The organism is Sphingomonas naasensis (assembly GCF_004792695.1).
Lineage (GTDB): Bacteria > Pseudomonadota > Alphaproteobacteria > Sphingomonadales > Sphingomonadaceae > Sphingomonas > Sphingomonas naasensis.
This window is the reverse complement of the sequence record NZ_SRXU01000001.1, coordinates 155,730-179,253: the sequence shown is the minus strand read 5'-3', so window position 1 is coordinate 179,253 and position 23,524 is coordinate 155,730. Positions and strand designations below refer to the sequence as shown.

The 23,524-nt window shown below is 67.3% G+C and carries 24 protein-coding genes; 11 read left to right on the top strand and 13 right to left on the bottom strand.

Annotation, left to right across the window (positions count from 1 at the left end):
- Positions 1-10 precede the first annotated feature (10 nt).
- Positions 11-328, top strand: a complete 318-nt coding sequence (locus E5A74_RS00950) for an FtsB family cell division protein (RefSeq protein ID WP_135981937.1) — start codon at positions 11-13, stop codon at positions 326-328.
- Positions 329-332: 4 nt separating this feature from the next.
- On the opposite strand, the gene E5A74_RS00945 is transcribed toward E5A74_RS00950, so the two are convergent.
- On the bottom strand, positions 333-1,001 hold the full coding sequence (locus E5A74_RS00945) for a hypothetical protein (protein WP_135981935.1): 669 nt from the start codon (positions 999-1,001) through the stop codon (positions 333-335).
- A 154-nt stretch (positions 1,002-1,155) separates the two neighbouring features.
- On the opposite strand from E5A74_RS00945, the gene pdhA reads away from it, so the two are divergent.
- Complete coding sequence (gene pdhA / locus E5A74_RS00940) at positions 1,156-2,205, top strand: pyruvate dehydrogenase (acetyl-transferring) E1 component subunit alpha (protein WP_135981933.1); 1,050 nt, start codon at positions 1,156-1,158, stop codon at positions 2,203-2,205.
- A gap of 1 nt (position 2,206) precedes the next feature.
- Positions 2,207-3,622 carry a pyruvate dehydrogenase complex E1 component subunit beta gene (locus tag E5A74_RS00935; RefSeq protein ID WP_135981931.1) on the top strand — a complete coding sequence of 472 codons (1,416 nt, stop codon included), beginning with the start codon at positions 2,207-2,209 and terminating at the stop codon, positions 3,620-3,622.
- Between the two features lie 36 nt (positions 3,623-3,658).
- On the opposite strand, the gene E5A74_RS00930 is transcribed toward E5A74_RS00935, so the two are convergent.
- From E5A74_RS00930 to E5A74_RS00920, 3 genes are read right to left on the bottom strand one after another with little or no spacing between them, the layout of a single operon-like run.
- On the bottom strand, positions 3,659-4,351 hold the full coding sequence (locus E5A74_RS00930; protein WP_135981929.1) for a TadE/TadG family type IV pilus assembly protein: 693 nt from the start codon (positions 4,349-4,351) through the stop codon (positions 3,659-3,661).
- The gene (locus tag E5A74_RS00925) at positions 4,348-4,968 is read right to left on the bottom strand and encodes a TadE/TadG family type IV pilus assembly protein (RefSeq protein ID WP_135981927.1); all 621 of its coding nucleotides are present in this window, start codon (positions 4,966-4,968) and stop codon (positions 4,348-4,350) included. Before E5A74_RS00925 ends, E5A74_RS00930 begins: the two co-directional genes overlap by 4 nt.
- The gene (locus tag E5A74_RS00920; RefSeq protein WP_135981925.1) at positions 4,968-7,013 is read right to left on the bottom strand and encodes a vWA domain-containing protein; all 2,046 of its coding nucleotides are present in this window, start codon (positions 7,011-7,013) and stop codon (positions 4,968-4,970) included. Before E5A74_RS00920 ends, E5A74_RS00925 begins: the two co-directional genes overlap by 1 nt.
- 102 nt (positions 7,014-7,115) lie before the next feature.
- Between E5A74_RS00920 and E5A74_RS00915 the strand changes: the two genes are divergently transcribed.
- Both E5A74_RS00915 and E5A74_RS00910 read left to right on the top strand, forming a co-directional pair.
- A complete protein-coding gene (locus E5A74_RS00915) occupies positions 7,116-7,790 on the top strand; it encodes a squalene/phytoene synthase family protein (protein WP_135981923.1) in 675 nt (224 codons plus the stop codon).
- Positions 7,791-7,852: 62 nt separating this feature from the next.
- Entirely contained in the window at positions 7,853-8,338 is a 486-nt protein-coding gene (locus E5A74_RS00910; protein ID WP_135981921.1) for an EF-hand domain-containing protein, read from the top strand.
- On the opposite strand, the gene trmFO is transcribed toward E5A74_RS00910, so the two are convergent.
- On the bottom strand, positions 8,335-9,648 hold the full coding sequence (trmFO, locus tag E5A74_RS00905) for a methylenetetrahydrofolate--tRNA-(uracil(54)-C(5))-methyltransferase (FADH(2)-oxidizing) TrmFO (protein WP_135981918.1): 1,314 nt from the start codon (positions 9,646-9,648) through the stop codon (positions 8,335-8,337). The two genes, E5A74_RS00910 and trmFO, sit on opposite strands and share 4 nt — an antisense overlap.
- Positions 9,649-9,710: 62 nt before the next feature.
- On the opposite strand from trmFO, the gene E5A74_RS00900 reads away from it, so the two are divergent.
- Genes E5A74_RS00900 through E5A74_RS00890 form a run of 3 tightly spaced genes read left to right on the top strand, consistent with a single transcriptional unit; the run spans position 9,711 to position 11,194 of the window.
- Entirely contained in the window at positions 9,711-10,349 is a 639-nt protein-coding gene (locus tag E5A74_RS00900) for a lysoplasmalogenase family protein (RefSeq protein ID WP_135981916.1), read from the top strand.
- The gene (locus tag E5A74_RS00895; RefSeq protein WP_135981914.1) at positions 10,346-10,777 is read left to right on the top strand and encodes a DUF488 domain-containing protein; all 432 of its coding nucleotides are present in this window, start codon (positions 10,346-10,348) and stop codon (positions 10,775-10,777) included. Before E5A74_RS00900 ends, E5A74_RS00895 begins: the two co-directional genes overlap by 4 nt.
- Before the next feature lie 27 nt (positions 10,778-10,804).
- Positions 10,805-11,194 (top strand): VOC family protein, encoded by a 390-nt coding sequence (locus tag E5A74_RS00890; RefSeq protein ID WP_135981912.1) that lies wholly within the window; start codon positions 10,805-10,807, stop codon positions 11,192-11,194.
- Positions 11,195-11,418: 224 nt separating this feature from the next.
- Here E5A74_RS00890 and E5A74_RS00885 read toward each other — a convergent pair whose 3' ends face one another.
- Positions 11,419-11,991 (bottom strand): hypothetical protein, encoded by a 573-nt coding sequence (locus E5A74_RS00885; protein WP_135981910.1) that lies wholly within the window; start codon positions 11,989-11,991, stop codon positions 11,419-11,421.
- A gap of 629 nt (positions 11,992-12,620) precedes the next feature.
- Between E5A74_RS00885 and E5A74_RS00880 the strand changes: the two genes are divergently transcribed.
- Complete coding sequence (locus tag E5A74_RS00880) at positions 12,621-15,659, top strand: TonB-dependent receptor plug domain-containing protein (protein ID WP_240699586.1); 3,039 nt, start codon at positions 12,621-12,623, stop codon at positions 15,657-15,659.
- A gap of 98 nt (positions 15,660-15,757) precedes the next feature.
- Here E5A74_RS00880 and E5A74_RS00875 read toward each other — a convergent pair whose 3' ends face one another.
- Positions 15,758-17,122 carry a class II 3-deoxy-7-phosphoheptulonate synthase gene (locus E5A74_RS00875; protein WP_206365765.1) on the bottom strand — a complete coding sequence of 455 codons (1,365 nt, stop codon included), beginning with the start codon at positions 17,120-17,122 and terminating at the stop codon, positions 15,758-15,760.
- Positions 17,123-17,457: 335 nt separating this feature from the next.
- Here E5A74_RS00875 and E5A74_RS00870 point away from each other — a divergent pair, with 335 nt between their 5' ends.
- Positions 17,458-17,787: a hypothetical protein gene (locus tag E5A74_RS00870; RefSeq protein ID WP_135981904.1), complete on the top strand. Its 330-nt coding sequence runs from the start codon at positions 17,458-17,460 to the stop codon at positions 17,785-17,787.
- Positions 17,788-17,875: 88 nt separating this feature from the next.
- Here E5A74_RS00870 and E5A74_RS00865 read toward each other — a convergent pair whose 3' ends face one another.
- The 6 genes from E5A74_RS00865 to E5A74_RS00840 all read right to left on the bottom strand — a co-directional run bounded on the left by E5A74_RS00865 (position 17,876) and on the right by E5A74_RS00840 (position 22,854).
- Complete coding sequence (locus E5A74_RS00865) at positions 17,876-18,811, bottom strand: NAD(P)-dependent oxidoreductase (protein ID WP_135981902.1); 936 nt, start codon at positions 18,809-18,811, stop codon at positions 17,876-17,878.
- Complete coding sequence (locus tag E5A74_RS00860; RefSeq protein WP_135981900.1) at positions 18,808-19,263, bottom strand: TM2 domain-containing protein; 456 nt, start codon at positions 19,261-19,263, stop codon at positions 18,808-18,810. Before E5A74_RS00860 ends, E5A74_RS00865 begins: the two co-directional genes overlap by 4 nt.
- Before the next feature lie 105 nt (positions 19,264-19,368).
- Positions 19,369-20,499 carry a hypothetical protein gene (locus E5A74_RS00855; protein WP_135981898.1) on the bottom strand — a complete coding sequence of 377 codons (1,131 nt, stop codon included), beginning with the start codon at positions 20,497-20,499 and terminating at the stop codon, positions 19,369-19,371.
- Between the two features lie 101 nt (positions 20,500-20,600).
- Positions 20,601-22,067: a cysteine--tRNA ligase gene (gene cysS / locus E5A74_RS00850; RefSeq protein ID WP_135981895.1), complete on the bottom strand. Its 1,467-nt coding sequence runs from the start codon at positions 22,065-22,067 to the stop codon at positions 20,601-20,603.
- A 219-nt stretch (positions 22,068-22,286) separates the two neighbouring features.
- Entirely contained in the window at positions 22,287-22,562 is a 276-nt protein-coding gene (locus E5A74_RS00845) for a hypothetical protein (protein WP_135981893.1), read from the bottom strand.
- Between the two features lie 73 nt (positions 22,563-22,635).
- Positions 22,636-22,854: a hypothetical protein gene (locus tag E5A74_RS00840; RefSeq protein WP_135981891.1), complete on the bottom strand. Its 219-nt coding sequence runs from the start codon at positions 22,852-22,854 to the stop codon at positions 22,636-22,638.
- A 237-nt stretch (positions 22,855-23,091) separates the two neighbouring features.
- On the opposite strand from E5A74_RS00840, the gene E5A74_RS00835 reads away from it, so the two are divergent.
- Positions 23,092-23,478, top strand: a complete 387-nt coding sequence (locus E5A74_RS00835) for a glycine zipper 2TM domain-containing protein (RefSeq protein ID WP_135981889.1) — start codon at positions 23,092-23,094, stop codon at positions 23,476-23,478.
- The last annotated feature ends 46 nt before the right edge of the window (positions 23,479-23,524 follow it).

Here is a 23,524-nt window from a genome sequence, read left to right as displayed (position 1 = left end):
AATCAACACCATGGCGCGCACCTCTCCCATTCGTACGCTTCTCCGCCGTGCGGGGCTTCCCGCCGCGGTGCTGATCGCCGTCGGCTTCTTCGGCTACAACGCCGTGTTCGGCCCGACCGGGATCGTCGCGGCGCGCGAGATCAAGGCCGAGCTGGCGCAGAAGGACGTCGAATATGCCGCGCTCGCCAAGAAGCGCGCCGAGCTCAAGAACCGCGTCGACCTGCTCGATCCCAAGCGCGGTGCCGACCCCGATATGGTCGACGAACTCGTCCGCAAGCAGCTCAATGTCGCGCGCCCCGATGAAGTGATCGTGCCGCTCGACAAATAGGGCTTCACGCGACCAGCGGCAGCAGCAGCACCATCGCCACCACGCACTGGACCATCCCGACCGAGGCGATCCACAGGCCGCGCAGCAGCGACACGTTGAGCTGGCGCGCGAACCAGCGCGTCTGCAGGCTGCCATACCAGAGGAGCGCGAGGATCGTCAGCGCGAGGCCGATCAACTGCGCGGCGACGAAATGCATCTGCATGGCGATGCCGCCGATCCCGATCAGCAGCGCGAACGGGCCGGTGGGGTAGCACTGGCTGTAAAAGGGCTGGCGGAGCGAATCGCGCGTCAGCCGCCGCTTCTTCCAGTGGAGCAGGCGCACCGCCATGATCAGCGGGAAGACGCTGAACACGATCAGCCGAAAGATCAGGAGCGTGCTATCGTCGGTGATCAGGCTGCTCAGCCCGCGCCGGTCACCCACCAGCGCGCTCTGCCCGACGATGCTCAGCTCGATCAGGTGGCTGAGGATGAGCGTGATCAGCAGGAACAGCGGCGGGCTGAGCGTGTCCTCATATTGCAGCTCGGGACGATCCTCGAGCTCGGTGTCGGCATAGATCATCATCGCGCGCGGATGGCGGATGCTGCGCCACAGCGTGATCGGGTAGAAGACCAGCCACGTCATCACCGCGTAGAGAAGGTCGTCGAGCGACCGGAGAAGCTGCACGAAGCCCATCGCGCGTTTGGAGCATAGATTCGCCGGCCTGCCTATCGCCGCCGGCGCGCCATCGATGGCTGAACACCCCTCTTCCCCGCGCGTTGACGTTGCGTCCCGGCCAAGAACGCGCTTATAGGCGCGCACCGACCTTCCCCGGGCATGAGGAATTCCTGTGGCCAAAGCACCGGCACGCAAAGCGTCCACCGAACCTGCGGTACCGAACCGCGAACGTCCAAACGAACCAGAACGGTACAAGGCCTCCAAGGAGGAGCTGCTCGCGTTCTACAAGCAGATGCTGCTCATCCGCCGCTTCGAGGAGAAGGCGGGGCAGCTCTACGGGCTCGGCTTCATCGGCGGCTTCTGCCACCTCTATATCGGCCAGGAAGCCGTTGCGGTCGGCCTGCAGTCGGCGCTCGACGGCGAGAAGGACTCGGTGATCACCGGGTATCGCGATCACGGCCACATGCTTGCCTATGGCATCGATCCCAAGGTGATCATGGCCGAGCTGACCGGACGTGGCGCGGGCATCAGCCGCGGCAAGGGCGGCTCGATGCACATGTTCTCGACCGAGAAGAAGTTCTACGGCGGCCACGGCATCGTCGGCGCGCAGGTCTCGCTTGGCGCGGGCCTCGCCTTCGCGCACAAATATAACGAGGATGGCGGCGTCGCCATGTCGTATTTCGGCGACGGCGCGGCCAACCAGGGCCAGGTCTATGAGGCCTTCAACATGGCCGAGCTGTGGAAGCTCCCGATCATCTTCGTGATCGAGAACAACCAGTATGCCATGGGCACCAGCGTCAATCGCGCCTCGTCCGAGGACCAGCTCTACAAGCGCGGCGAGAGCTTCCGCATCCCCGGCATCCAGGTCGACGGCATGGATGTGCTCGCCTGCCGCGGCGCCGCCGAGGAAGCGCTGGCATGGGTGCGCGCGGGCAAGGGCCCGATCATCCTCGAGATGAAGACCTATCGCTATCGCGGCCACTCGATGTCCGATCCGGCCAAGTACCGGTCGCGCGAGGAGGTCCAGTCGGTGCGCGACAAGTCCGACCCGATCGAGGCGGTCAAGCGCGAGCTCGAGAAGCTCGGCGTCAAGGAAGAAGAGTTCAAGCCGCTCGAGGCCGAGATCCGCAAGGTGGTGAACGAAGCCGCCGATTTCGCCGAGCAGACCCCCGAACCCGACCCCGCGGAACTGTACACCGACGTGCTGGTGGAGACCTATTGAGATGGCGATCGAACTCAAGATGCCGGCGCTCTCGCCGACCATGGAAGAGGGCACGCTCGCCAAGTGGCTCGTCAAGGAAGGCGACGTGGTGAAATCGGGCGACATCCTCGCCGAGATCGAGACCGACAAGGCGACGATGGAATTCGAGGCGGTCGACGAAGGCACGATCGCCTCGATCGTCGTCGCCGAGGGCACCGACAATGTGAAAGTCGGCACCGTGATCGCCACGATCGCGGCCGAGGGCGAGGACGCCTCTGCCGCCCCGACCCCCGCATCGGCTGCCAAGGCGGAAGCGCCGGCAGCCGGGCAGAAGGCAGCCGAGTCCGAAGCGGGCGAGGATGGCGGCCGCAAGAAAGCCGATAGCGGCACGAAGCAGCTCGCCAGCGACAAGGCGGCGACCGTCGCCGATCCGGCGATTCCCGCGGGCACCGAGATGGTCAAGACCACGGTCCGCGAAGCGCTGCGCGACGCGATGGCCGAGGAAATGCGCAAGGATCAGCGCATCTTCGTGATGGGCGAGGAAGTCGCCGAATACCAGGGCGCCTATAAGGTGACCCAGGGGCTGCTCGACGAGTTCGGCCCAAAGCGCGTCATCGACACTCCGATCACCGAATATGGCTTTGCCGGCATCGGCACGGGCGCGGCGATGGGCGGCCTCAAGCCGGTCATCGAGTTCATGACCTTCAACTTCGCGATGCAGGCGATCGACCACATCATCAACTCGGCCGCGAAGACCAACTATATGTCGGGCGGCCAGATGCGCTGCCCGATCGTATTCCGCGGGCCCAACGGCGCGGCATCGCGCGTCGGCGCGCAGCACTCGCAGAATTACGGCCCGTGGTACGCCTCGGTCCCCGGCCTGATCGTGATCGCGCCCTATGACGCGGCCGATGCCAAGGGGCTGCTCAAGGCGGCGATCCGCTCGGAAGACCCGGTGGTGTTCCTCGAGAACGAGCTGATGTACGGCCGCAGCTTCGAAGTGCCCAAGCTCGACGATTACGTGCTGCCGATCGGCAAGGCGCGCATCGTCCGCCAAGGCAAGGACGTCACGCTCGTCTCCTATTCGATCGGCGTCGGCGTCGCGCTCGAAGCGGCCGAAATGCTGGCGGGCGAGGGGATCGAGGCCGAGGTCGTCGATCTGCGCACGCTGCGCCCGCTCGACACGGCGACGGTGCTCGAGAGCCTCAAGAAGACCAACCGCCTCGTCGTGGTCGAAGAGGGCTGGCCGACCTGCTCGATCGCCTCGGAAATCGCCGCGGTGGTGATGGAGAAGGGCTTCGACGACCTCGACGCACCGGTGCTGCGCGTCACCAACGAGGACGTGCCGCTTCCCTATGCCGCCAATCTCGAGAAGCTCGCGCTGGTCGACGCCGCGCGTGTGGTCGCGGCGGTGAAGAAGGTCACCTATCGCGGCTAGAATGCGAGGGCGGGGCGCCTCGGTGCGCCCCGCGCCTCAGCAGGTCGAGGCGGTGACGCCGGCGACCTTGTAGATCCCGTTGGGATGCTGCGGGTTCGGATTGTTGCTGCCGTTGGCCAGCTTGGTATCGTCGCTGGTGTCGCGCCGATCGCGGACCATCATCGAAGCCGTCTCAGTCATCGTCGTGCTGGGTGACAGCGACGTCTTGATCAGCGGCTGATAGGTATAGAACACCTCGGCGAACATCGCGACGCCGTTGGGCGGCGGCACGGCCTTGTTGCCCGGCCCGATGCCGGTGAGGTTGTTGGCGCCTGCCACGCCATAGCCCGACGGGTGGGCGGCCGAGCCGCGGCACCGCTGCCAGCGGATCATGAACTTGCCCGTATGCCCCGCGGCCGTGTCTGGCTCGAGCGACGAGATGATCACGCGACCTTTGCGATAGAGGTCGAGCTCGCTCGCCTGCAGGCCCGCGCCGGTCAGCAGATCATTGATGTCGGCTTCGGTGATTGTCTTCGACGCGATCGGAGCGCCCGAGCCGATCCGCGCCGCGTTGTCGGCGAGCTGCAGCGCGACCTGGCTCACCCGCATGCGCGTGGTGATGTAGTTGGTCAGCTCGGCGCCGGTGAGCGCCATGGTGAGAAAGATCGGCAGCGAGAAGGCGAATTCGAGCAGCGCGAGACCGCTCTCGTCCTTGCCGAGGCGCCGGCAGAGATCGGGCAACCGGATCATGGGCAATGTCCCTCTGTCGGGCTGTCATAGACGCCCTGATCGGCATAAGGCTGGTTGCGCAGCACCGTCGATGCGCTGACCTTGGTCGTGTTCGACCCGCCGATGAAATTGTTGAGCGGGAAGAACCGCGGATAGCTGACGGTGACGGTGTAGAGCGTCGCGTCCTTCGCGCCGCCCTGGCCGCCATTGCCGCCGTCGGCGTCCCATTTGCCGTTGTTGTTGGCGTCCTCGAACGGCTCGCCGGCGTCGCAGATGCCGTTGCCGTTGACCTCGGTGTGGATCTCGGCCTTCGCGGCGGCGGCGTCCTCGAACGTCCGATAATAACGCCGCTTGATCTCGACGTCGGCATTGTTCGCCAACGCCTTGACCTGGTCGGTGATCTTCTTGTCGAGCTTCTCCTGCGCCGAGGCCGACGCGCCGCTTTCCAGCGCCGCATCGCGACCGGCCTTTTGCAGCACGCCCTGCAGCGTCGTGCGCATGTAGAGCGTGTGGCCGATGTCGAAGCCGCCGAGCAGCACCAGCCCCATGACCGGCGCGACGATGGCGAATTCGACGACCGTGACGCCGCGGCGGTCACGGAGCAGGGCGCGGCAGCGCCGGAGCGCGGACATACGCATCAGTTGGTCAACCTCAGGGCGGAGATCTGGTCGGCGATCTTCTTGAAGGTGTCCTGAAGCTCGACCTTGTTGTTGGCGCTGAAATAGCGGCCGTCCGAGGCGCAGGTGGTCATCCGCGTCACGGTGCGCGGATCGACATAGCCGAAGGTGATGACCCACAGGGTGATGTCCTTCTTCTTGATCTCCTTGCAGATCGCCTGCGTCCGCGCGTTGACCTGATCGGTGATCGCGGCACCCTCGGTACACCGGGTGGCACCGTCCGCCGGCTGATCGGCGGTGGTCTGCAGGTGATCGAACCACGCGACGCCATAGGCCGTGTAGTTCTCCGCGGCGGTGCACGGATCACCGTCGGTCATAAAGATCATGTGGCGCTGGATCTCGCCGCCCTTGGGCGTGGTCGCGTTCTCGGCCTTGAAGATCCCGGTCGGCGACATCAGGCGCGCGCCCCAGATCAGGCCGATGTCGTGATAGGTGTTCGAGCCCTTGCGCATCGAGTCGACATATCCCTCGAAGATCGAGGCATCCTTCCACTCCTGGAGCTTCCGCGACTCGGCAAGGCAGCTGTAGCTCGAGCTGTTGCTGTAGTTGGACGTAGTGTGCTGATCGTCCTTGTCCCAGCTATTCTTGCTGCCCTTCGGGGTGTAGATCATGTCCTTCATGACCGGGCCCCACAGCGAGTTGGCGTCGCCCGAGCTCGGCACGGTATCGATGTCGAGGTCCATCGCCGTGGCAGGCAGCTTGGCCGCGGTGAAGTCGATGTCCTGGTCGGTATGGCGTTCGGAAATGCACCCGTCCCAGCCGACCGTCTTCATCGTGCCGTTGTTGCCGATCCGCACCTGGATCGAGTCGTTCCAGGCATCGGTACCGTTCTTCAGGCCGGCGATATTCTGCGAGATCAGCCCATAGTGCCACGTGACCTGCGCGGTGTCGGTCCGGGTGAAATAGGCGGTCTTTGTGCCGGGCGTATCGCGCTTGTCATAATAGCAGGTGCCGTTCTTGCCACCGGAATAGCTGTCATAGCGATATTCGCTCTGGGTGACGGGCCCGACCTCCTTGTAGGTCACGGTGCGCGATCCCGGAGATTCGCTGCTCGTGAGCTGCGTCCGCGTCACCGCGCCCGTGGCGTTGGTGGCGGTCGCCGGCACGTTGTTCGAGCAGTTCGTGGCGGAGGTGCCGCTCTTGCTATAGGCCTTGTCCTGCCAGTTGCCGGTCGAGCCCCATGCGATGCTCGACGACGTTTCGGTGGGCGTGCCCTGGGTCGGATAGGCGATTGATTCGATCTCGCGCGACCGGAACGCCCAGTCGTCCGCCAGATAGGCAGTCGGCAGCAGCTTCCCGACATTGACGTTGGTGTCGTAGAGCACGAAGCCGAAGCGGACCTGCGTCTCGCCGCCCACGCCGCCGCTGGGATTGCCGGTGGTGCATACCTCGGTGGTGTCGAGCCGCGCGACGATCTCGTAGAAGCACTTCACTGCGTCCTTGAGCGACTGGAGCTTGGTCTGCGTGTCGCCCGAAGGCGTGTCGCCCATCGACCCGGTGTTATCGAGCACGAACATCACGTCGGTGTTGGGCAGGCGCATGTCCGCCTCGCAGGTGACCGACAGCGTCTCGGCGGTCCGCCCGAAAATCTTCATCAGCGTCATCGGCAGCGATACCGAGGCCTTGCCGCTGACCTTGCCCCCGGCTTCGGTGAACTCGGGCGCGGGCGTGGTCCCGCCATAAGCGGTGCGGTCGAAATTGCCGTCGAAATAGCGCATCGCGATCTTCTGGGGGTAGTTGGTCTCCTGCGATCCATCGATCGCGCCCGTCTGGCTCCACAACCCGGCGCCCATCGCCTTGCGGCCGGCGAGCGCGCCGGCGTCGCAGGCATGTTGCAGGCGCGTCTTGACGATGTACATGCGACTGATGTCGATGCCGCCGCCAATGATGCCCGCCAGCGGGATGATCGCGATCGCCATGAGCGCGAGCGTGTTACCGCGCGTGTCGCGGGCGAGACGGGTCAGGAACCCCCGTGCTTCTTTCCAGTTCTGCCGAATGCCCGTCATGTTTGCGATCCCGGTCCCCGATCAACGTGGCGCCATGCCATGCCCGTCGCTAACGCCCCCTAAATTCAGCTGGTTAACGGCGCGCTTATGGTTGCTACGGGGATGACCGGAGACAGCGTGACCAATCCCGAGCGAATGCTCGCCTTGTCCTATGCGCCGCCCCGAGCGCGCGGCGCGCTCGCGGCGCTGCTCGCGCTCGACGACGCGCTGGCGCAATTGCTGCGCACCACGCGCGAGCCCGCGCTCGGCCAGATGCGGCTGGCGTGGTGGCGCGAGGCGCTCGCGCGGCTCGACCAGCAGCCCGCGCCCGCCGAACCCGTGCTGCAGGCGCTCGCGCGCGAGGTGCTGGCCACAGGGGTCCGCGGTGCTGCGCTGGTGCCGATCGTCCATGGCTGGGAAGTGCTGATCGAAGAGGAACTGCTCGATCGCGATGCGCTGCTGCGCTTCGGCGAAGGGCGCGGGCAGTTGTTCGCGGCGGCAGGGCGGGCGCTGGCCGCGGGGCCGGGCGATCCGCTGCTCGTGGCAGGAACGGGATGGGCGCTGGCCGATCTGTCGCGACACCTGCGCGGCGGGGACGAGAGCGTGATCGCACGAAGCCTCGCGGCGCCGCTGCTCGATCAGGCCGGGGCGGCGCGGTGGAGCCGCAACGGCCGCGCGCTGGGGGCACTGGCGCATCTCGCGCGGCTCGATCTCGGCTTGCCCGAAGGCGAGGCGCCGCGGGTCGGCGCGCCGCGCCGCGTCGGGCGGCTGCTCTGGCACCGGCTCACCGGCCGCTAGGGGCTTGCCAGCGCGCGCAACAGGCGTACCCTGCTTGTTCCGACGATCGGGGGAGACCTTCGATGTGGCGCTATTTCGCAATGGCGGGCGCAGCGTTGCTGCTGGCGCTTGCGGGTGTGTTCCTGTTCCGCAGTTCGAGCGTATCCGCGTTGAAGCTTCCGGGCGCGCCGGCGGCACGCGCCGCGGCGGTGGCCGCCGGGGAGGAAGAGCCGCTCCCCGCCGAAGCCCCGCGGGCGAGCGATCGGACGCGCGAGGAGAAACGGTTCGACCGCTATGACAAGGATCGCAACGACGCGATCACTCGCGAGGAATATCTGCTCGCCCGGCGCAAGGCCTGGGCGAAGCTCGATGCCAATCGCGACGGCAAGCTCGACTTCGAGGAATGGGCTGCGAAGACCACGACGAAGTTCGCCGGCGCCGATGCCGACAAGTCGGGCGCGCTGAGCCGGGCCGAGTTCGTCGCGACCAAACCCAAGGTCAAGCCGGGCGCCAGGCCGCGCTGCGCCTGTCCGGCCGCCCCGGCGAAGGAAGAAACCGCCGAGGACTAGGCGGCGAGCCAGCCTTCGAAGGCGGTGCGGGCGCGGCTGGTATACATCAGCTTGCGATCGGCCTTTTTCGAACGGCCCTCGATCGGCGGGAACAGGCCGAAATTGACGTTCATCGGCTGATAGGTCTCGACCTCGGCTTCGCCGGTGATGTGGGCGAGCAGCGCGCCGAGCGCCGTCTCGCGCGGCGGGGCGGGCAGCGTCTTGCCGGCGAGCTCGGCGGCGGCGAAGCGGCCCGCCAGCAGCCCGATCGCGGCGCTCTCGACATAGCCTTCGCAGCCGGTGATCTGGCCGGCGAAGCGGATGTTCGGGCGCGCCTTGAGCCGCAGCGTGCCGTCGAGCAATTCGGGCGAGCGGATGAAGGTGTTGCGGTGCAGTCCGCCGAGCCGGGCGAACTCGGCCTTCTCCAGCCCGGGGATGGTGCGGAACAGCTCGACCTGCGCGCCGTACTTCAGCTTGGTCTGGAAGCCGACCATGTTCCAAAGGGTGCCGCTGGCATTGTCCTGGCGAAGCTGGACCACGGCATAGGGCCAGCGGCCGGTGCGCGGATCGTCGAGGCCGACGCCCTTCATCGGGCCGTAGCGCAGCGTGTCGACTCCGCGCTCGGCCATCACCTCGACCGGCATGCAGCCTTCGAAATAGGGGACGTTCTCCCACTCGCGGAACTCGGTCTTCTCGCCGGCGAGCAGCCCGGCGTGGAAGGCGAGATACTCGTCCTTCGACATCGGGCAGTTGATGTAGTCCTTGCCCTCGCCCTTGTTCCAGCGCGACTGGTACCAGGCGGTGGTGAAGTCGATGCTCTCGAAATGGACGATCGGCGCGATCGCGTCGAAAAAGGCGAGGCTCTCCTTGCCGGTGGCGCTGCCGATGCTCTCGGCGAGGCCGGGGGCGGTGAGCGGGCCGGTGGCGACTATGGTCAGGCCCTCGGCGGGCAGCTGGTCGACGCGCTCGCGGACGATGGCGATGTTGGGGTGCGCCGCCAGCGCCGCCGTCACGCCGTCGGCGAAGCCGTCGCGGTCGACCGCCAACGCCGAGCCGGCGGGGACCTTGTGGACATCGCCCTGGGCGAGGATCAGCGAGCCGAGATCGCGCATCTCCTGATGGAGCAGCCCGACGGCATTGCGTTCGGCATCGTCCGAGCGGAACGAGTTCGAGCAGACCAGCTCGGCGAGCCGATCGCTCTGATGCGCGGGGGTCATGTCGCCCGAGCCGCGCATTTCGGAGAGCTTGACCTTGTACCCGGCAGACGCGAGCTGCCATGCGGCTTCGGAGCCGGCGAGGCCGCCGCCGATGATGTGGATGTCGTGAGTCACCGGGGGCGCATAGCCGCATGCGCGGCGCATGACAAAGCCCGCGGCCTTGCTATGCTCGCGCCATGGAGAGACGCACGGCACTGCCGATATTCCTCGCGGCGCTGATCGCGGGGGCGAGCTATTATGCCAGCCACTGGACCAGCCTGCCGCCCGCGGCCCATGCCGTGTGGAAGGGGAGCGGCGTCGGGCTGCTCGCGCTGTGGGCGGCAACGCAGGCGCGGTCGACCGACGGCTGGCTGATCGCCGCCGCGCTGGCGCTGGGCGCGACCGGCGACGTGCTGCTCGAGACGCACGGGCTGACCGTGGGGGCGATCGCTTTTCTTGCCGGGCATGTCGTCGCCTCCTTCCTCTATCTGCGCAACCGCGAGAAGCCGCGGTGGCAGGCCGGCCTGATCGCCGTCGCCGTGACCGCGCTCTCGTGGTGGCTCCCTGCCGACCGCAGCGCCGCGCCGGGAATCGCGCTGTACGCCGCGGGGCTGGGGGCGATGTTCGGCACCGCCGCGGTCAGCCGCTTCTCGCCCTTCACCGTCGGCAACGGCGCCGCCCTGTTCGTCTTCTCCGACCTGCTCATCTTCGCGCGGCTGGGGCCGCTGGCGACGTCCGAACTGCCGGGCCTGCTCATCTGGCCGACCTATTTCGCCGGCCAGGCGTTGATCGCCTGGGGCGTGGTTTCCGCGCTCGCAAGGGAGCGGCGGGCATGAGGATCTTCACGATCGGCTATGAGGCGACGACGATGGACGAATTCATCGCCGCGCTCAAAAAGGCCGGGGTCGAGCGGATCATCGACGTGCGCGCCGTCCCGCTCTCGCGCCGGCCGGGCTTCTCGAAGAACATCCTCGCCGCGAGCCTGAAGGAAGCGGGGATCGACTATGTCCTGCTCAGGAACCTCGGCACCCCCAAGCCGGGGCGCGACGCGGCCAAGAAGGGCGACGTCGCGACGCTCGAGCGCGTCTACGAGACCCAGCTCGGGCTGCCCGAGGCGCAGGCCGAGGCGGCGCAGATGCGCGCGCTCGCCGCGGAGAAGCCGAGCGCGCTGCTCTGCTTCGAGCGCAACCCCGAGCATTGCCACCGCACCCTGCTGCTCGATGCCGAGGGCGAGGGGATGGAGGTGGTCGACCTGTTTCCCTGAACCGCAAGTGAGAGGAGTGACGCCGCCATGATCGACCATGTGGGTTTCGCCGTTTCCGACCTCGCCCGCTCGGACGCCTTCTACACCGCCGCGCTCGCGCCGCTGGGCATCGCCGAGATCATGCGCGTCACCCCCGAGCAGACCGAGAGCGGCGGCACCGCGATCGGCTATGGCAAGGACAACAAGCCGTTCTTCTGGATCGGCGACAATGAGCGCGTCGGGCAGGGCACCCATGTCGCCTTCACCGTCGACACCCGCGCCGAGGTCGACGCCTTCCACGCCGCCGGGCTGGCGGCGGGCGGGACCGATCACGGCGCCCCGGGGATCCGCGCGCACTACCACCCCAATTATTACGGCGCGTTCGTGCTCGATCCCGACGGACAGAATATCGAGGCGGTGTGCCACCGGCCCGAATGACCCGGCAAAAAGCCGGGGCGGCCGGAGCCGCCCCGTAGTTCGGGGAGAGCCGGCGCGGCAGGAGGGGACCCTGCGCCGGCAGGGGCGGAGTGGCGGTGCAATCTTACAACCATGTTTCGCTTTGTTGCATTGCGATCGCGCGCCTGCGGAAATGTAGGATTTGCAGGGGCTAGAGTCGCAAGAGTCGCAGTAGAACGACTCTCCCGTTGCGCGCGCTTGAAACATCATAACTCTCGCACCCGCGGAATCGAGCGGCCCCGCGGCGGCACGTGCGGGGGCGGCGGAGCGAAGTTTTGGGGCGTCGGCGCGGCTTCTTCCGCGCGGGCCCGAGCGCATTCGCGGCGCCACAGCCGGACCTCGCGCCGCTCGCAATGCGACGGGATCTCCCCGTCGCGCGCTTCCTCGCGCAGCATGTAGCGCAGCGCGGCGCAGGCGAGCTTCTCGTTGAGCCGGGTGCGCCAGCCGATGATGCGGCCGCGATAGGTGACCGGGACCTGCTCGAGCTCGGTCAGCGCGCGCTCGGCGACCGCGAACGCCGCCGAACGCGCCCGGTCCATCGCGTGGTCCCACGCCCGGGCGAAGGCGTGATCGGGGCCGACCCGATCGCGCAGCCGATAGGCCGAGCGCGCGTTCATCCCCACCGATGCCGCGGCGCTACGCACCACCCCGGTGCGCGCGAGCGCGGCGACGAACGCGCGCTGACGCTCGGACGTCCAGCCGTTCCGCCGGGTTATGGCGAGCGAAACGGGCGTGAAGTGGAGGAGGGGATCCTGCTGTCCCCCGGCTCTGCCTGTCATGCGCGGCCCTTCCAGAACAAACAGGAAACATGGCGCGTCCCGCACTTGTAGGAAAGCCGGCGATCGCGCGCGCGGGGGCGCGCCGGGCCGGCGTCGCGCCAAATGCCGGCTTCGTCGCGGCGCTGTCCGGATCGGTCGCAAATGAGAGGCGAGCGGGCGCGATGCAGCGAGAGGGCTGGGGTTCAATCGTCGGGGAGAAGGCATGACCATAGCAAACCGTCTCTCAGGCGAACTGAGGCACGCCACAGTCGATGTCACGGCCAGGGCCGTGGAATCGCAGGCAGCGCGGCGCGCCAACAAGTCTGCAACTTAGCAAGTCGGAACAAGAGTGCTCTCACCGATCTCGCCTATTGCCGATCGATACGCCCACCTCATCGGGCGTCGTACGGGACTGAGGGGCAAAGGGCTGGATGGTTCGCTTCGTGCAATTCATCCTTCACCCATCCGTCCTTGCTGCACTGACCGTGGCGCGCGCTACGGGGGCAAACGCAACAGCGGCCCCCGTGCTCGAGCCACGCCCATCCGGGTGGCGCGTGCATGACGCCCGGTGCCGGCCGCTGGCCGGCCCGCACGTCATCGCCGGAAGACCACCAAATCACAAACAGGGGGAAATAATGAAGAAGATTCAAATGGCTCGTCTGCGTACGGGCGCGGCTTTGTCTGCTCTCGCGCTGGCGGGTGCGTGCCTTGCCACGCCTGCGTTCGCGCAAGAGACTCCGGCCGCCGAAACCGCGCCGGAAACCGCGACCGCCGCCGCGCAGCAGGCCGCGCCGCAAGAGGGTGACCAGGCGACCGAGAACGACGTCGTCGTCACCGGCACGATCTTTCGCCAGGCCGACCCGCATACTGCGCTGCCGGTGACCGTGGTCACCGCCGAGAATATCGAGCGTGCCGGCGTCACCAACGTGAGCGACGCGATCCGCGCGGTCTCGGCCGACGGCGCCGGCTCGATCGGCAACGGCTTCACCAGCGGATTCTCGGCCGGCGGCTCTGCAGTCTCGCTGCGCAACCTCGGCGTTTCGTCGACGCTGGTGCTGGTCGACGGACTGCGCTCGACCAACTTCCCGCTGAGCGACGACGGCCACAATTCCTATGTCGACCTCAACAGCATCCCGCTGGTCAATGTCGCGCAGGTGCAGGTCCTCAAGGACGGCGCATCGTCGCTGTACGGCGCGGACGCAATCGGCGGCGTGATCAACATCATCACCCGCAAGGAGATGACCGGCATCGAGGGCGGCTTCGAAGGTGGCGCGACCGAGAAGGGCGACGGCCAGAAATATCGCGCGCACCTGCTCGTCGGGTTCGGCGACTATGAGGCGCAGGGCTTCAACTTCTACATCGGCGGCGACTATGATTATGGCGGCCGCATCTCCGTCGCGCAGCGCAGTTTCCCGTTCAACACGCTCGATCTGCGCGCGCTGGGCGGCGTCGACAACAACCGCGCGGACGACACGCTGACTTCGGCCACGACCGACGCGATCGTCACGCGCGTGACCCAGACCGATCTGAACAACCCGCTTGCCGGCTCGGTCTCGAATGCCACGACCCCGGCGATCTTCAATTCGCTGACGCCGCTCGCCAACTGCCGGTTCGGCACCTATTCGGAAAATACGGCGTCGCGCGTCGGCACCGCCTGCAAGCATGATCTGACCACCGAATATGCGCAGATCCTGCCGCTGCAGGAACGCTATGACGGCGTCGCGCGGGCGAGCTTCCGCCTCGGCGACAATGTCGAGGGCTATGTCGCGGGCAGCTATGCGAACAACCGTGTCGCGATCATCAACGCGCCGCGCCCGATTCGCCAGACCCAGGCATTCGGCGGCGCGACGACGACGTCGACGACCAACCCCGGCATCGTGCTGCCGGTGTACATCTGCTCGGCGGGCGTGAACTGCGCGACCGCCGCGGACCGCCGGCTCAATCCGAACAACCCCTATGCGGCGGCCTATGCCAACGACCCCGCGGCAGGCGCGGCGCGCATCTATTATGCGTTCGGCGATGTTCGTTCGGGTAGCGAGCGGACCAACGAAGTGTATCGGCTGAGCGGCGGCCTGAGCGGCCGTTTCGGCGACAGCTGGGACTGGAATGTCCAGGCGGCCTATTCGCGCGACGATCTGCGCCTCACCACCTATGGCTATGCCAACCTCGCCGGGCTGGTCCGGGCGATCAACACCGGCTCGTACAATTTCGTCAATCCGGCCGCCAATTCGGAAGAAGTGCGCAAAGCGGTCGCCCCCGACATCACGGCGCTGTCGAACTCGAGCGAGTTCACGGTCGACGCGTCGGTCAGCCGCAGCCTGTTCACGCTGCCGGGCGGCGAGGTGAAGCTCGCGGTCGGCGGCCAGTATCGCAAGGAGAAGCTGACCAACAACAGCACCAACCCGAACCTCGACGTGCCGGGTCTCACCACGGCGCAGGCCTATGGCAACCGCTCGGTGTGGGCGGGCTTTTTCGAAGCCGATGTGCCGGTGCTCGACTCGCTCAACTTCGACCTTTCGGGTCGCTACGACCATTATTCGACCGGCATCGGCCGCTTCTCGCCCAAGGTGACCGCCAAGTTTCAGCCGATCGAGCAGCTCGCGATCCGCGGCAGCTATTCGAAGGGCTTCCGCGCGCCGACCTTCGCCGAAGCGGACCCGCGCAGCTCGTTTTCCGGATTTGTCGGCTTCACGCCGAACGCCGCGTTCCAGACGGCGCATGCGGCCAACGCCTCCTACAGCGCACCGTACAGCCTGGGCCGCGGCTATGTCGGCAATCCGGACATCCAGCCGGAGACGTCGCGCAGCCTCACTCTGGGGGCGATCTTCGAGCCCACTCCCTGGCTGAGCTTCACGGCGGACTATTTCAACGTGAAGAAGTCGAACCTGATCGTCACCGGTCCGCAGACCAATGACGCGGTCAACGCCTATTATTCGGTGGCGAACCAGACCTTCGCTTCGGCGGATGCCGCCTCCGCGGCGGGCTGCGCCAAGGTGGCGGCGGTTGCGCCCGGCTATTCGTGCCAGGTCATCGACGGAGCCGATCCGTTCGCGCTCAACGCGCTGCCGCGCCTGCTCGTCCTCAATGCGCCCTATGTGAACACCGCCTATTCGCTGGTCTCCGGGCTGGAGTTCACCGCCGACGCACGGGTCCGCTTCAGCGACGATTTCAAGTGGGAGACCCGTATCGATGCGCAGACCACGCTGAAATACGATCTCCATCCGCGAACCGGCGCGGTGCAGCACTATGCCGGCACGGTGGGTCCGGAGGATCTGTCCTCGGGCGGCGGCACCCCGCGGTGGCGCGCCAACTGGCAGAACACCTTCACCGCCGGCCCGCTGGAACTCACCGCGACGACCTATTATGTCGGCAAGATCAAGGCGGTGGCGGCGGACCAGTCGAGCTCGGTCAACGGCGATATTTCCTGCAAGGCGGCGATCTACAAGGACGCCACCGGCGGGACCGACAAGTTCTGCTACGTCAACAGCTTCATCTACACCGATGTGAATGTCACGCTGCGGGTGAACGATCAGTTCAGCTTCTTCGGGATCATCGGCAACATCACCAATTCGCATGCGCCGGTGTTTCCGAACATCGCCTATGCGGGCCAGGTGAACACGCTGACCTCGTGGCATTCGGCGGGCCTGGTCGGCCGGACCTTCCGGGCCGGGGCGAACTTCAGCTTCTGACCGGCGAAACCGCATGAAATGGGGGCGGCATCTTCGGATGCCGCCCCTTTTTCATGCCGATCGCGCCTGCCGGCGTCGCGTGCGATCCGGCCTGCGGCTCACGCCGCCTTGCGCCGCTCCGCCATCTCGGCGTTGAGCATCTCCGCCAGCAGGAATGCCAGCTCGAGGCTCTGCCCGGCGTTGAGCCGCGGATCGCAGTGCGTGTGGTAGCGATCGGCCAGCCCCTGCTCGGTGATCGCGATCGCGCCGCCGGTGCATTCGGTGACGTTCTGACCGGTCATCTCGCAATGGATGCCGCCGGCATAGGTGCCCTCGGCGCGGTGGACGGCGAAGAAGCCGCGGACTTCGGCGAGGATGCGCTCGAACGGGCGGGTCTTGTAGCCATTGGCGGCCTTGACGACGTTGCCGTGCATCGGGTCGCAGCTCCACACCACCGGATGCCCCTCGCGCTTGACCGCGCGGACGAGCGCCGGGAGACCCTTCTCGATCTTGTCGTGGCCGTAGCGGGTGATCAGCGTCATCCGGCCGGGGACGCGCGACGGGTTGAGCGTGTCGAGCAGGCGCAGCAGCGCGTCGGGCTCGAGGCTGGGGCCGCACTTCATCCCGATCGGATTGCCGATGCCGCGCAGGAACTCGACATGCGCGCTGCCCTCGAAGCGGGTGCGATCGCCGATCCACAGGAAATGCGCGCTGGTATCGTACCAGTCGCCGGTGAGGCTGTCCTGCCGGGTGAGCGCCTGCTCATAGGGGAGGAGCAGGGCCTCGTGGCTGGTGTAGAACTGGGTGCCCTTCAGCTGGGGGACGGTGTCGGGGTTGATCCCGCACGCCTCCATGAAATCGAGCGATTCGCCGATGCGGTCGGCGACGTCGGCGAACTTCTTCGACCAGGGGCTGCGGCCCATGAAGTCGAGCGTCCATTTGTGGACCTGATGGAGATTGGCATAGCCGCCCGTCGCGAAGGCGCGCAGCAGGTTGAGCGTCGCGGCGGACTGGCTGTAGCCCTGCACCATGCGCTGCGGATCGGGGATGCGCGCCTCGGGGGTGAAGGCGATGTCGTTGACATTGTCGCCGCGGTAGCTGGGCAGCTCGACGCCGTTGATCGTCTCGGTATCGGCCGAGCGCGGCTTGGCGAACTGGCCGGCCATGCGGCCGAGCTTCACCGTGGGCAGCTTCGACGCGAAGGTGAGGACGACTGCCATCTGGAGGATGACGCGGAAGGTGTCGCGGATGTTGTTGGGGTGGAACTCGGCGAAGCTCTCGGCGCAGTCGCCGCCCTGGAGCAGGAACGCCTCGCCGCGCGAGACCTTGCCGAGCTCGGTGGTGAGCTCGCGCGCCTCGCCGGCGAAGACGAGCGGGGGGAAGCTCGACAGCTGGGTGGTGGCGGCATCGAGCGCTTGGCTGTCGGGGTAAGTCGGGAGCTGGCGCGCCTCGGCATGGGTCCAGCTGTCAGGGGTCCAGCCCATATCCTGCTCCAGATTGCGGACATGGACGTACCAGTCCTGATGATGCGCGATGCCGTTGGCGGCGATCTGGTTGACCACGGCGGGGGAGGCGCGCTTGCCGTCCTCCTCCCAGCCCTGCACGGTCGAGCCGGGCGTGTCGAACCAGGCGCCGAAAGCGGCGCGGGAAAGGGCGCGTTCCTCGCGGAAGCGGCGGATCTTGGAACCTGCGAGCGTTGTCATGATGTGCGCGCCTTACCCTCGCGGGGTAAATCTTGGCAAGCGGTAAAATTACCCCGGACGGGTAAAGGAGCGAAATGCCGGGGCTTCGCGTTGGTGCGCCAAGCAAGGAGACGGCCATGGACGGCGTTCACGCCATCGTCGACGACGAGTTCGACCCCGATTATCTGACCGAGGAAGAGGCGGCGCTCGAGGAGGAGGAAGCGGGCGAATCCGACTATACTCCGGATCCGCGCGCGCTGTTCGGATCGGAGGCGGCACGGGCGATGCTGGTGGTGCTGACCCGGCGGCTCGGCCCCGACTTCGCGCGCGAGGTGAGCGACGAGATGGCGGCGCGGACCTTCTCCTACCAGGCCGGCTGCCCCGACGATCGCAGCGACGGCGCGACGATGGAATATCTGCTCAACGACGAGTTCTGGGACCGGCTGTTCGCGGTCGCGAAGCCCTGACCGTCACCCCGGCAGGCCGGGATCGCATGCCGCAGCGGTGCGCGCCGTCGCCCGAGGTCCCGGCGTTCGCCGGGACGACGCCAGCCCCTCAATAGCCCGCTTCGAGGTCGACTTCGTTCTCGAGCGGGTCGCCGGCGATGAAGGCGTGGAGGTTGCGCACGAACAATTCGGCGGCGCGGACGAACATGCGCGTCTGGCTTCGGCCCGAGAGATGCATCGAATGGAGGATGTTGGGGGTCGACCAGAGCGGGTGCTCGGGCGGCAGCGGCTCGGGCGTGACGGTGTCGAGGAACGCACCGGCGATGCGGCGTTTGGTGACTGCCTCGATCAGCGCGTCCTGATCGACCAGCTCGCCGCGGCCGACATTGATCAGCCATGCCGAGGGCTTCATCGCGCGGAGCTCGGCCTCGCCGATCATCGCGCGGCTCTCCCCGGTGGCGGGGGCGGAGAGGAAGACCCAGTCGAACGCGGCGAGGCGTGTCCGCCATGCGTCGGGGAGGATCGTGCCGGGCGCGCCGGTGCGGGTGACGCCGGTGACGGTGACTCCGAAGCCGGCGAGGCGCTCGCCGATCAGCCGGCCGATCGTGCCATAGCCGATGACGAGGGCGCTGGTCTCGAACAGCTCGAGCTTGCCGGGGGCGTCGAACGGCCATTCGTGGCGATCGGCGATGCGGACGACCTGATCATAGCGCTTGGCGGCGACCAGCGCGCCCATCACCGCATATTCGGCGACGGTATGCGCGTTGACCCCGCTGCCGTTGGTGACGCGGGTGCCGCGCGCGCGGAGCTGTTCGGTGTCGAGCCGGTCGAGCCCGGCATAGATGGTCGACAGCCATTGCAGCTTCTCGCCGGCGGCGACCGCGCGGGCCCATTCGGGCGGGCGGTTGATGTCGACCCAGCCGATATCGGCGTCGGCGACCATCGCCTCGGCCTCTTCGGCCGAGGTGAACCAGCGTACCTCGAGCCCCGCGGGCAGATGCGGCTCGACCAGCGGCCGCGCCAGCGCGGGGAGGACGGCCTTCATGCCGACCAGGTGCGCGCGTAGCGGTGGTCGAACTCGGCGTCGGACATGATCAGGTAGCGCACCGCGTCGATGAACGACCACAGCCCGGTGACGATCAGCCCGACCACCGTCGCCGAGATCACGATCATCAGCACCCCGCTGCCGTTGCGGCCGAGATAGAAGCGATGGATGCCGAGCGTGCCGAGGAAGAAGGCGAGGATCGCGGCGACATATTTGTTGCGATCATTGGCCGGGGGCTGGCGCCGCTCGGGCGTCGAAACGGCCTGCGCCTCGGGCAGCCGGAAGATGCGGATCGCGCGCGTGCCCTCGGTGGCGAAATCGACGCGCAGCCCGACCGCCGGCCCCTTCTCGTCGCTCCAGTCGCCCGGGCGGAAGGTATAGCGCTGCCCGTCCTCGCCCGAAATCTGCCCGTCGCCGCTGGTGCGATCGACGCCCAGTACCTGTCCCCGCATTGCAATCGTCCCCGTGTTGATGGGCTGCTTTTGGCGAAATCGGGGGTGGGGACGCAAGAGGGAGACGCAGTCGAAGCCCGACAAAATATGTCGGCGCAGCGCCGGCTATTCGCGGATCACATAGGTCGCGAAAATCGTGTCCAGCTCGCGTCTCTGGCGGTCGTTGGTGGTGCGGATCAGCTGCGCGCAGGCGCCGAGCGAGCTGCCGTTGCATTTGGCATCGAGCGCCTCCTGCTCGTCCTGGTGGCGGGCATAGGCGGCCTTGTAGGCCTGTTTGTAGCCGGGCTTCATGTCGCGGAACGGCTGGTACCAGTGCAGCAGCGGATCGATCTTGTTGCGGACCTGCTTTGCGGCGAATTCGGCGCGGGATAGCTCGGCTTCGGCCCTCAGATAGCGCTGTTTCGCTTCTTCAAATCTGCGTTCGATGGCGGTCGGAGCAAGCGGCGCGAGGAAATTACCCTCGCGTTCCAGACGGTCGTCCTTCGCCTGCTGCGCTTTCTTACGGGCGGTCGCAAGACGCCAACGCTGCTTTTCCCGTTCGAGTGCTCTGCACCGCGCGTCGAGTCGCCGGAACGCGTCCTCCAGCTTGGCGTGGAGAGCATCGACATCGTCATTGACGAGGACGTCGTCTTCCATCTGATCGATGATCACTACGACGTCCTCGACGGCCTTGTCCACCGCGGCCACTGCGGCGGGCTGCGGGTCCATGTTCTCGGCGACAGCGTGGACGGCGAGCCGGTAGGCCTTGAACGCCTCGCCATAGGCGGCGACGGCGCGAGCGTCCTCGACATCCTGCACCGCTGCGCGCTCGAGACGCTCGCGGCGCGATCCGGCGGCTTCGTCGCGCGCGGCCCGCTCGACCCTCGGCGCGGGGCCGGGGTTCGGACGGTCGCTCGCGCGGTTCGGCGCCGGTGCGGTGGGTCCCGCGGTGCCGCGGCCGCCGGCGCTGCCGGGGGTGCGATAGCGGCGCACGACCTCGTTCATCCGCCGAACGACGGCCATGCACGCGGCGGGATCGGAATCGGCGAGCGCGGAGGCCTCGTCGTAATCAGTCTGGAGCCGATCGGTCACTTCGGAGGGCGTCGCGCCGGGCAGGGCGGAGACTTCATCTGCTGTCTGCTGCAGAGCGGCGGTGCAATCGGCAGCGGCGGCCAGCGCACTGCCGATGTGGAGCGCCGCGGCATATGCGAACAGCTTGACGAGGCAGGCGAGGCGGGAGCGGGGCGTACGCGGCATGACGGGCCTTGCGGGGGAAATTCCCCGGCGCGTGCGATGCGATGCGACCGGCGGCAATCCCGGCGCGACGAAAGCCGCCGCCGCTGCTGCGCAGGTCGCGGCTAGAGCGCCGGCTTCCAGTCCCAGCCGAGCGGATCGCCGTCCATGACCTCGACCCCCGCGGCGGCGAGCTCGTCGCGGATGCTGTCGGAGCGCTGGAAGTCCTTGACCACGCGCGCCTGCTGACGCTCGACGAGGCGGTCGGCGATCGCCTCGGGGGTGAGCGTGGCGTTCGCCGGACGGACGCGCAGCTCCTCGCGGGTGAGCGCGAGCAGGTTGAGCCCGAGGACGTCGTCGAACGCGGCGAGCGCATCGCGCTTGTCCTCGGCGGAGAGGCGCTTGTCGGCGAGCAACTCGTCGAGGATCGGCAGCGCCTTCGGGGTATTGAGGTCGTCGGATACCGCTTCGTCGAGACGCTGGAGCCAGGGAGCAACCGCGTCCGCGCTGCGCGCCGCCCCTCCACCGGCTTCGCCGGTCCCCCTCCCCGAGGCGAGCTCGGGGAGGATTTTGCGCACCGTCATCACCAGCCGCTTGAGGCGGGTGAGCGCGGCGGCGAGGTTCTCTGCGCTGAACTCGAGCTCGCTGCGATACTGCGCCTGCAGGCAGAGCAGGCGATAGGCGAGCGGATGGACCCCCGCGTCGATCAGCGACTGGAGCGTGGTGAACCCGCCCTTCGACTTCGACATCTTGCCCTGGCGATCGACGAGGAAGTTGTTGTGCATCCAGAAATGCGCGCCGGTATCCGAGCAGCCGCAAAAGGCCTGGTTCTGGGCGATCTCGTTGGGGTGATGAATTTCGCGGTGATCGATCCCGCCGGTGTGGATGTCGAACGGCGCGCCGAGATATTTGAGGCTCATCACCGAGCATTCGAGATGCCAGCCGGGCGCGCCCTTGCCCCAGGGCGAGTCCCATTCCATCTGGCGCTGCTCGCCGGGGGGCGATTTGCGCCAGATCGCGAAATCCTGCGGATGGCGCTTGCCCTCGACCGCCTCGATCCGGGCTTCGCGCGTATCGTCCTGGCTGCCGGCGAGGCGGCCGTAATCGGCGACGGTGCTCGTATCGAAATAGAGGCCGCTATCGAGCTCGTAGCAATGTTCGGGCGCGATCTTCGCGGCGAAGTCGATCATCTCGGCGATGTGATCGGTGGCGACCGACCAGCGCGAGGGCTGGCGGATGTTAAGATCGGCGATGTTCGCCTTGAACGCGGCGGTATAGTGCGCGGCGATGTCCCAGATGCTCTTCGCCTGGGCGCGCGCGGCGGCCTCCATCTTGTCGTCGCCGGCATCGGCGTCCGAGGTCAGGTGGCCGACATCGGTGATGTTGATGACGTGGGTGAGCGCATAGCCCTTCCACGTCAGCACGCGGCTCAGCGTGTCGGTGAAGACATAGGCGCGCAGATTGCCGAGATGGGCATAGTTGTAGACCGTCGGCCCGCACGAATAGACGCGAACGCCCTTTTCCGGGTCGAGCGGCGCGAAGGGCGCGAGGCTGCGGGTGAGCGAATTGTAGAGCGTGAGGGGCGCGGACATGGCGAGGGGCCATAGCGGCTGAACGACCGGCCGTCATCCCGACCTTTGGTCATCCCGCGCCCTTTAACGTCATCCCCGCGAAAGCGGGGACCCATCTCGTACGGAGGCCGCGCGAACCGACAGCGGTGTGGTGCGGCGAGGGTGCAGGAGATGGGCCCCGCTTTCGCGGGGGTGACGAATTGGCAAGGCGTGCGCTCCCGCGCTCCGCTTGCGAGAGGGCTATACCGTCTCCTGCTGACCGATCGCGGCGCGGACCATGGCGTTCCAGATCTCGGCGGGGTCGCTGCCGGCGGCGCGGCCGGCCTCGACCATCTCGGGGGTGGCTTCGCGCAGGGTGCGCAGTACCGCCATCGCGCGGTTCACTTCATTGTTCCAGCCGATGTCGACGTCTTCTCCCGCGCTCGACTCGTCACCTTCGGCATTGATGCTGCGCGACGCGGCGGCGAGCACGCGGGCGATGCGCTCGACGGGCGAGGTCACGGAGATGTCGGTCATGCTGGCGGCTCCTGTCGCGGGGTTCGCGACATGCAACGCCGCGCGCGCCGGCGGCGTTCCGCTGGCGCGCCCCTCAGGCGGCGAGCGCGGGCAGGGTGCGCGGGCGCATCACCCCATTGCCCGAGGCGCCGCCAGCGATCAGCGGCAGCGCGGTGGCGCAAAAAGCGCATTCCGCGGTGAGCCGCCCGATCATCCAGTGCGTTCCGCCGCAACCGGGGCAGTGATTCGTTTCCTGCGGGCGATAGGCGATGCGATAGCCCGAAAGCGCCTGACGGAGGCCGAAATCGTACATGCGTCGTCTCCCAATGGACGCGGCTGAAACGTTAACGAATCGCGACTTGTTCCGCACCCGGCTCGATACGCTTGCGGTTAACCGTGTTTTCCCGGCGACAAGTTGCAGATCGGCAACAGCCCCTTCCGAGAGGGCGATGAACGGCGCCTAACGGCCGCGTTCAGGCTCGTTCCAGCCGCGGCGTGGCAAAAGGCTCGGCATGTTGGAGGCAATCAAGGCCCCCCGAAGGAGGACAAGATGATCAAATCAATGCTCACCGCCGCGCTTGCCGCCACCGTGACGATCGGCGGCATGGCCGCGACCCCCGCCGCCGCGCAGGATTATGGCCGCGGCTATTATCAGCGCGACTATCGCGACGGCTATCGGGGCGACCGCGGCTATCGCGGCGACCGTGGTTATCGCCGCGACTATCGCGGCTATCGCAACCGGGATTATCGCCGCTGCTCGAGCGGCACCACCGGCACGATCCTCGGCGCGGTCGCCGGCGGTCTGCTCGGCGGCGAGATCGGCCGCGGCAGCTCCTATCGGGGCCGCAGCACCACGGGCACCATCATCGGTGCGGGTGCCGGCGCGCTGCTCGGCCGCGAAGTCGATGGCGGCGATTGCCGCAGCCGTCGCCGCTAACCGGCGCTGAACGACAAAAGGGCGTCCGCTGCGAGGCGGGCGCCCT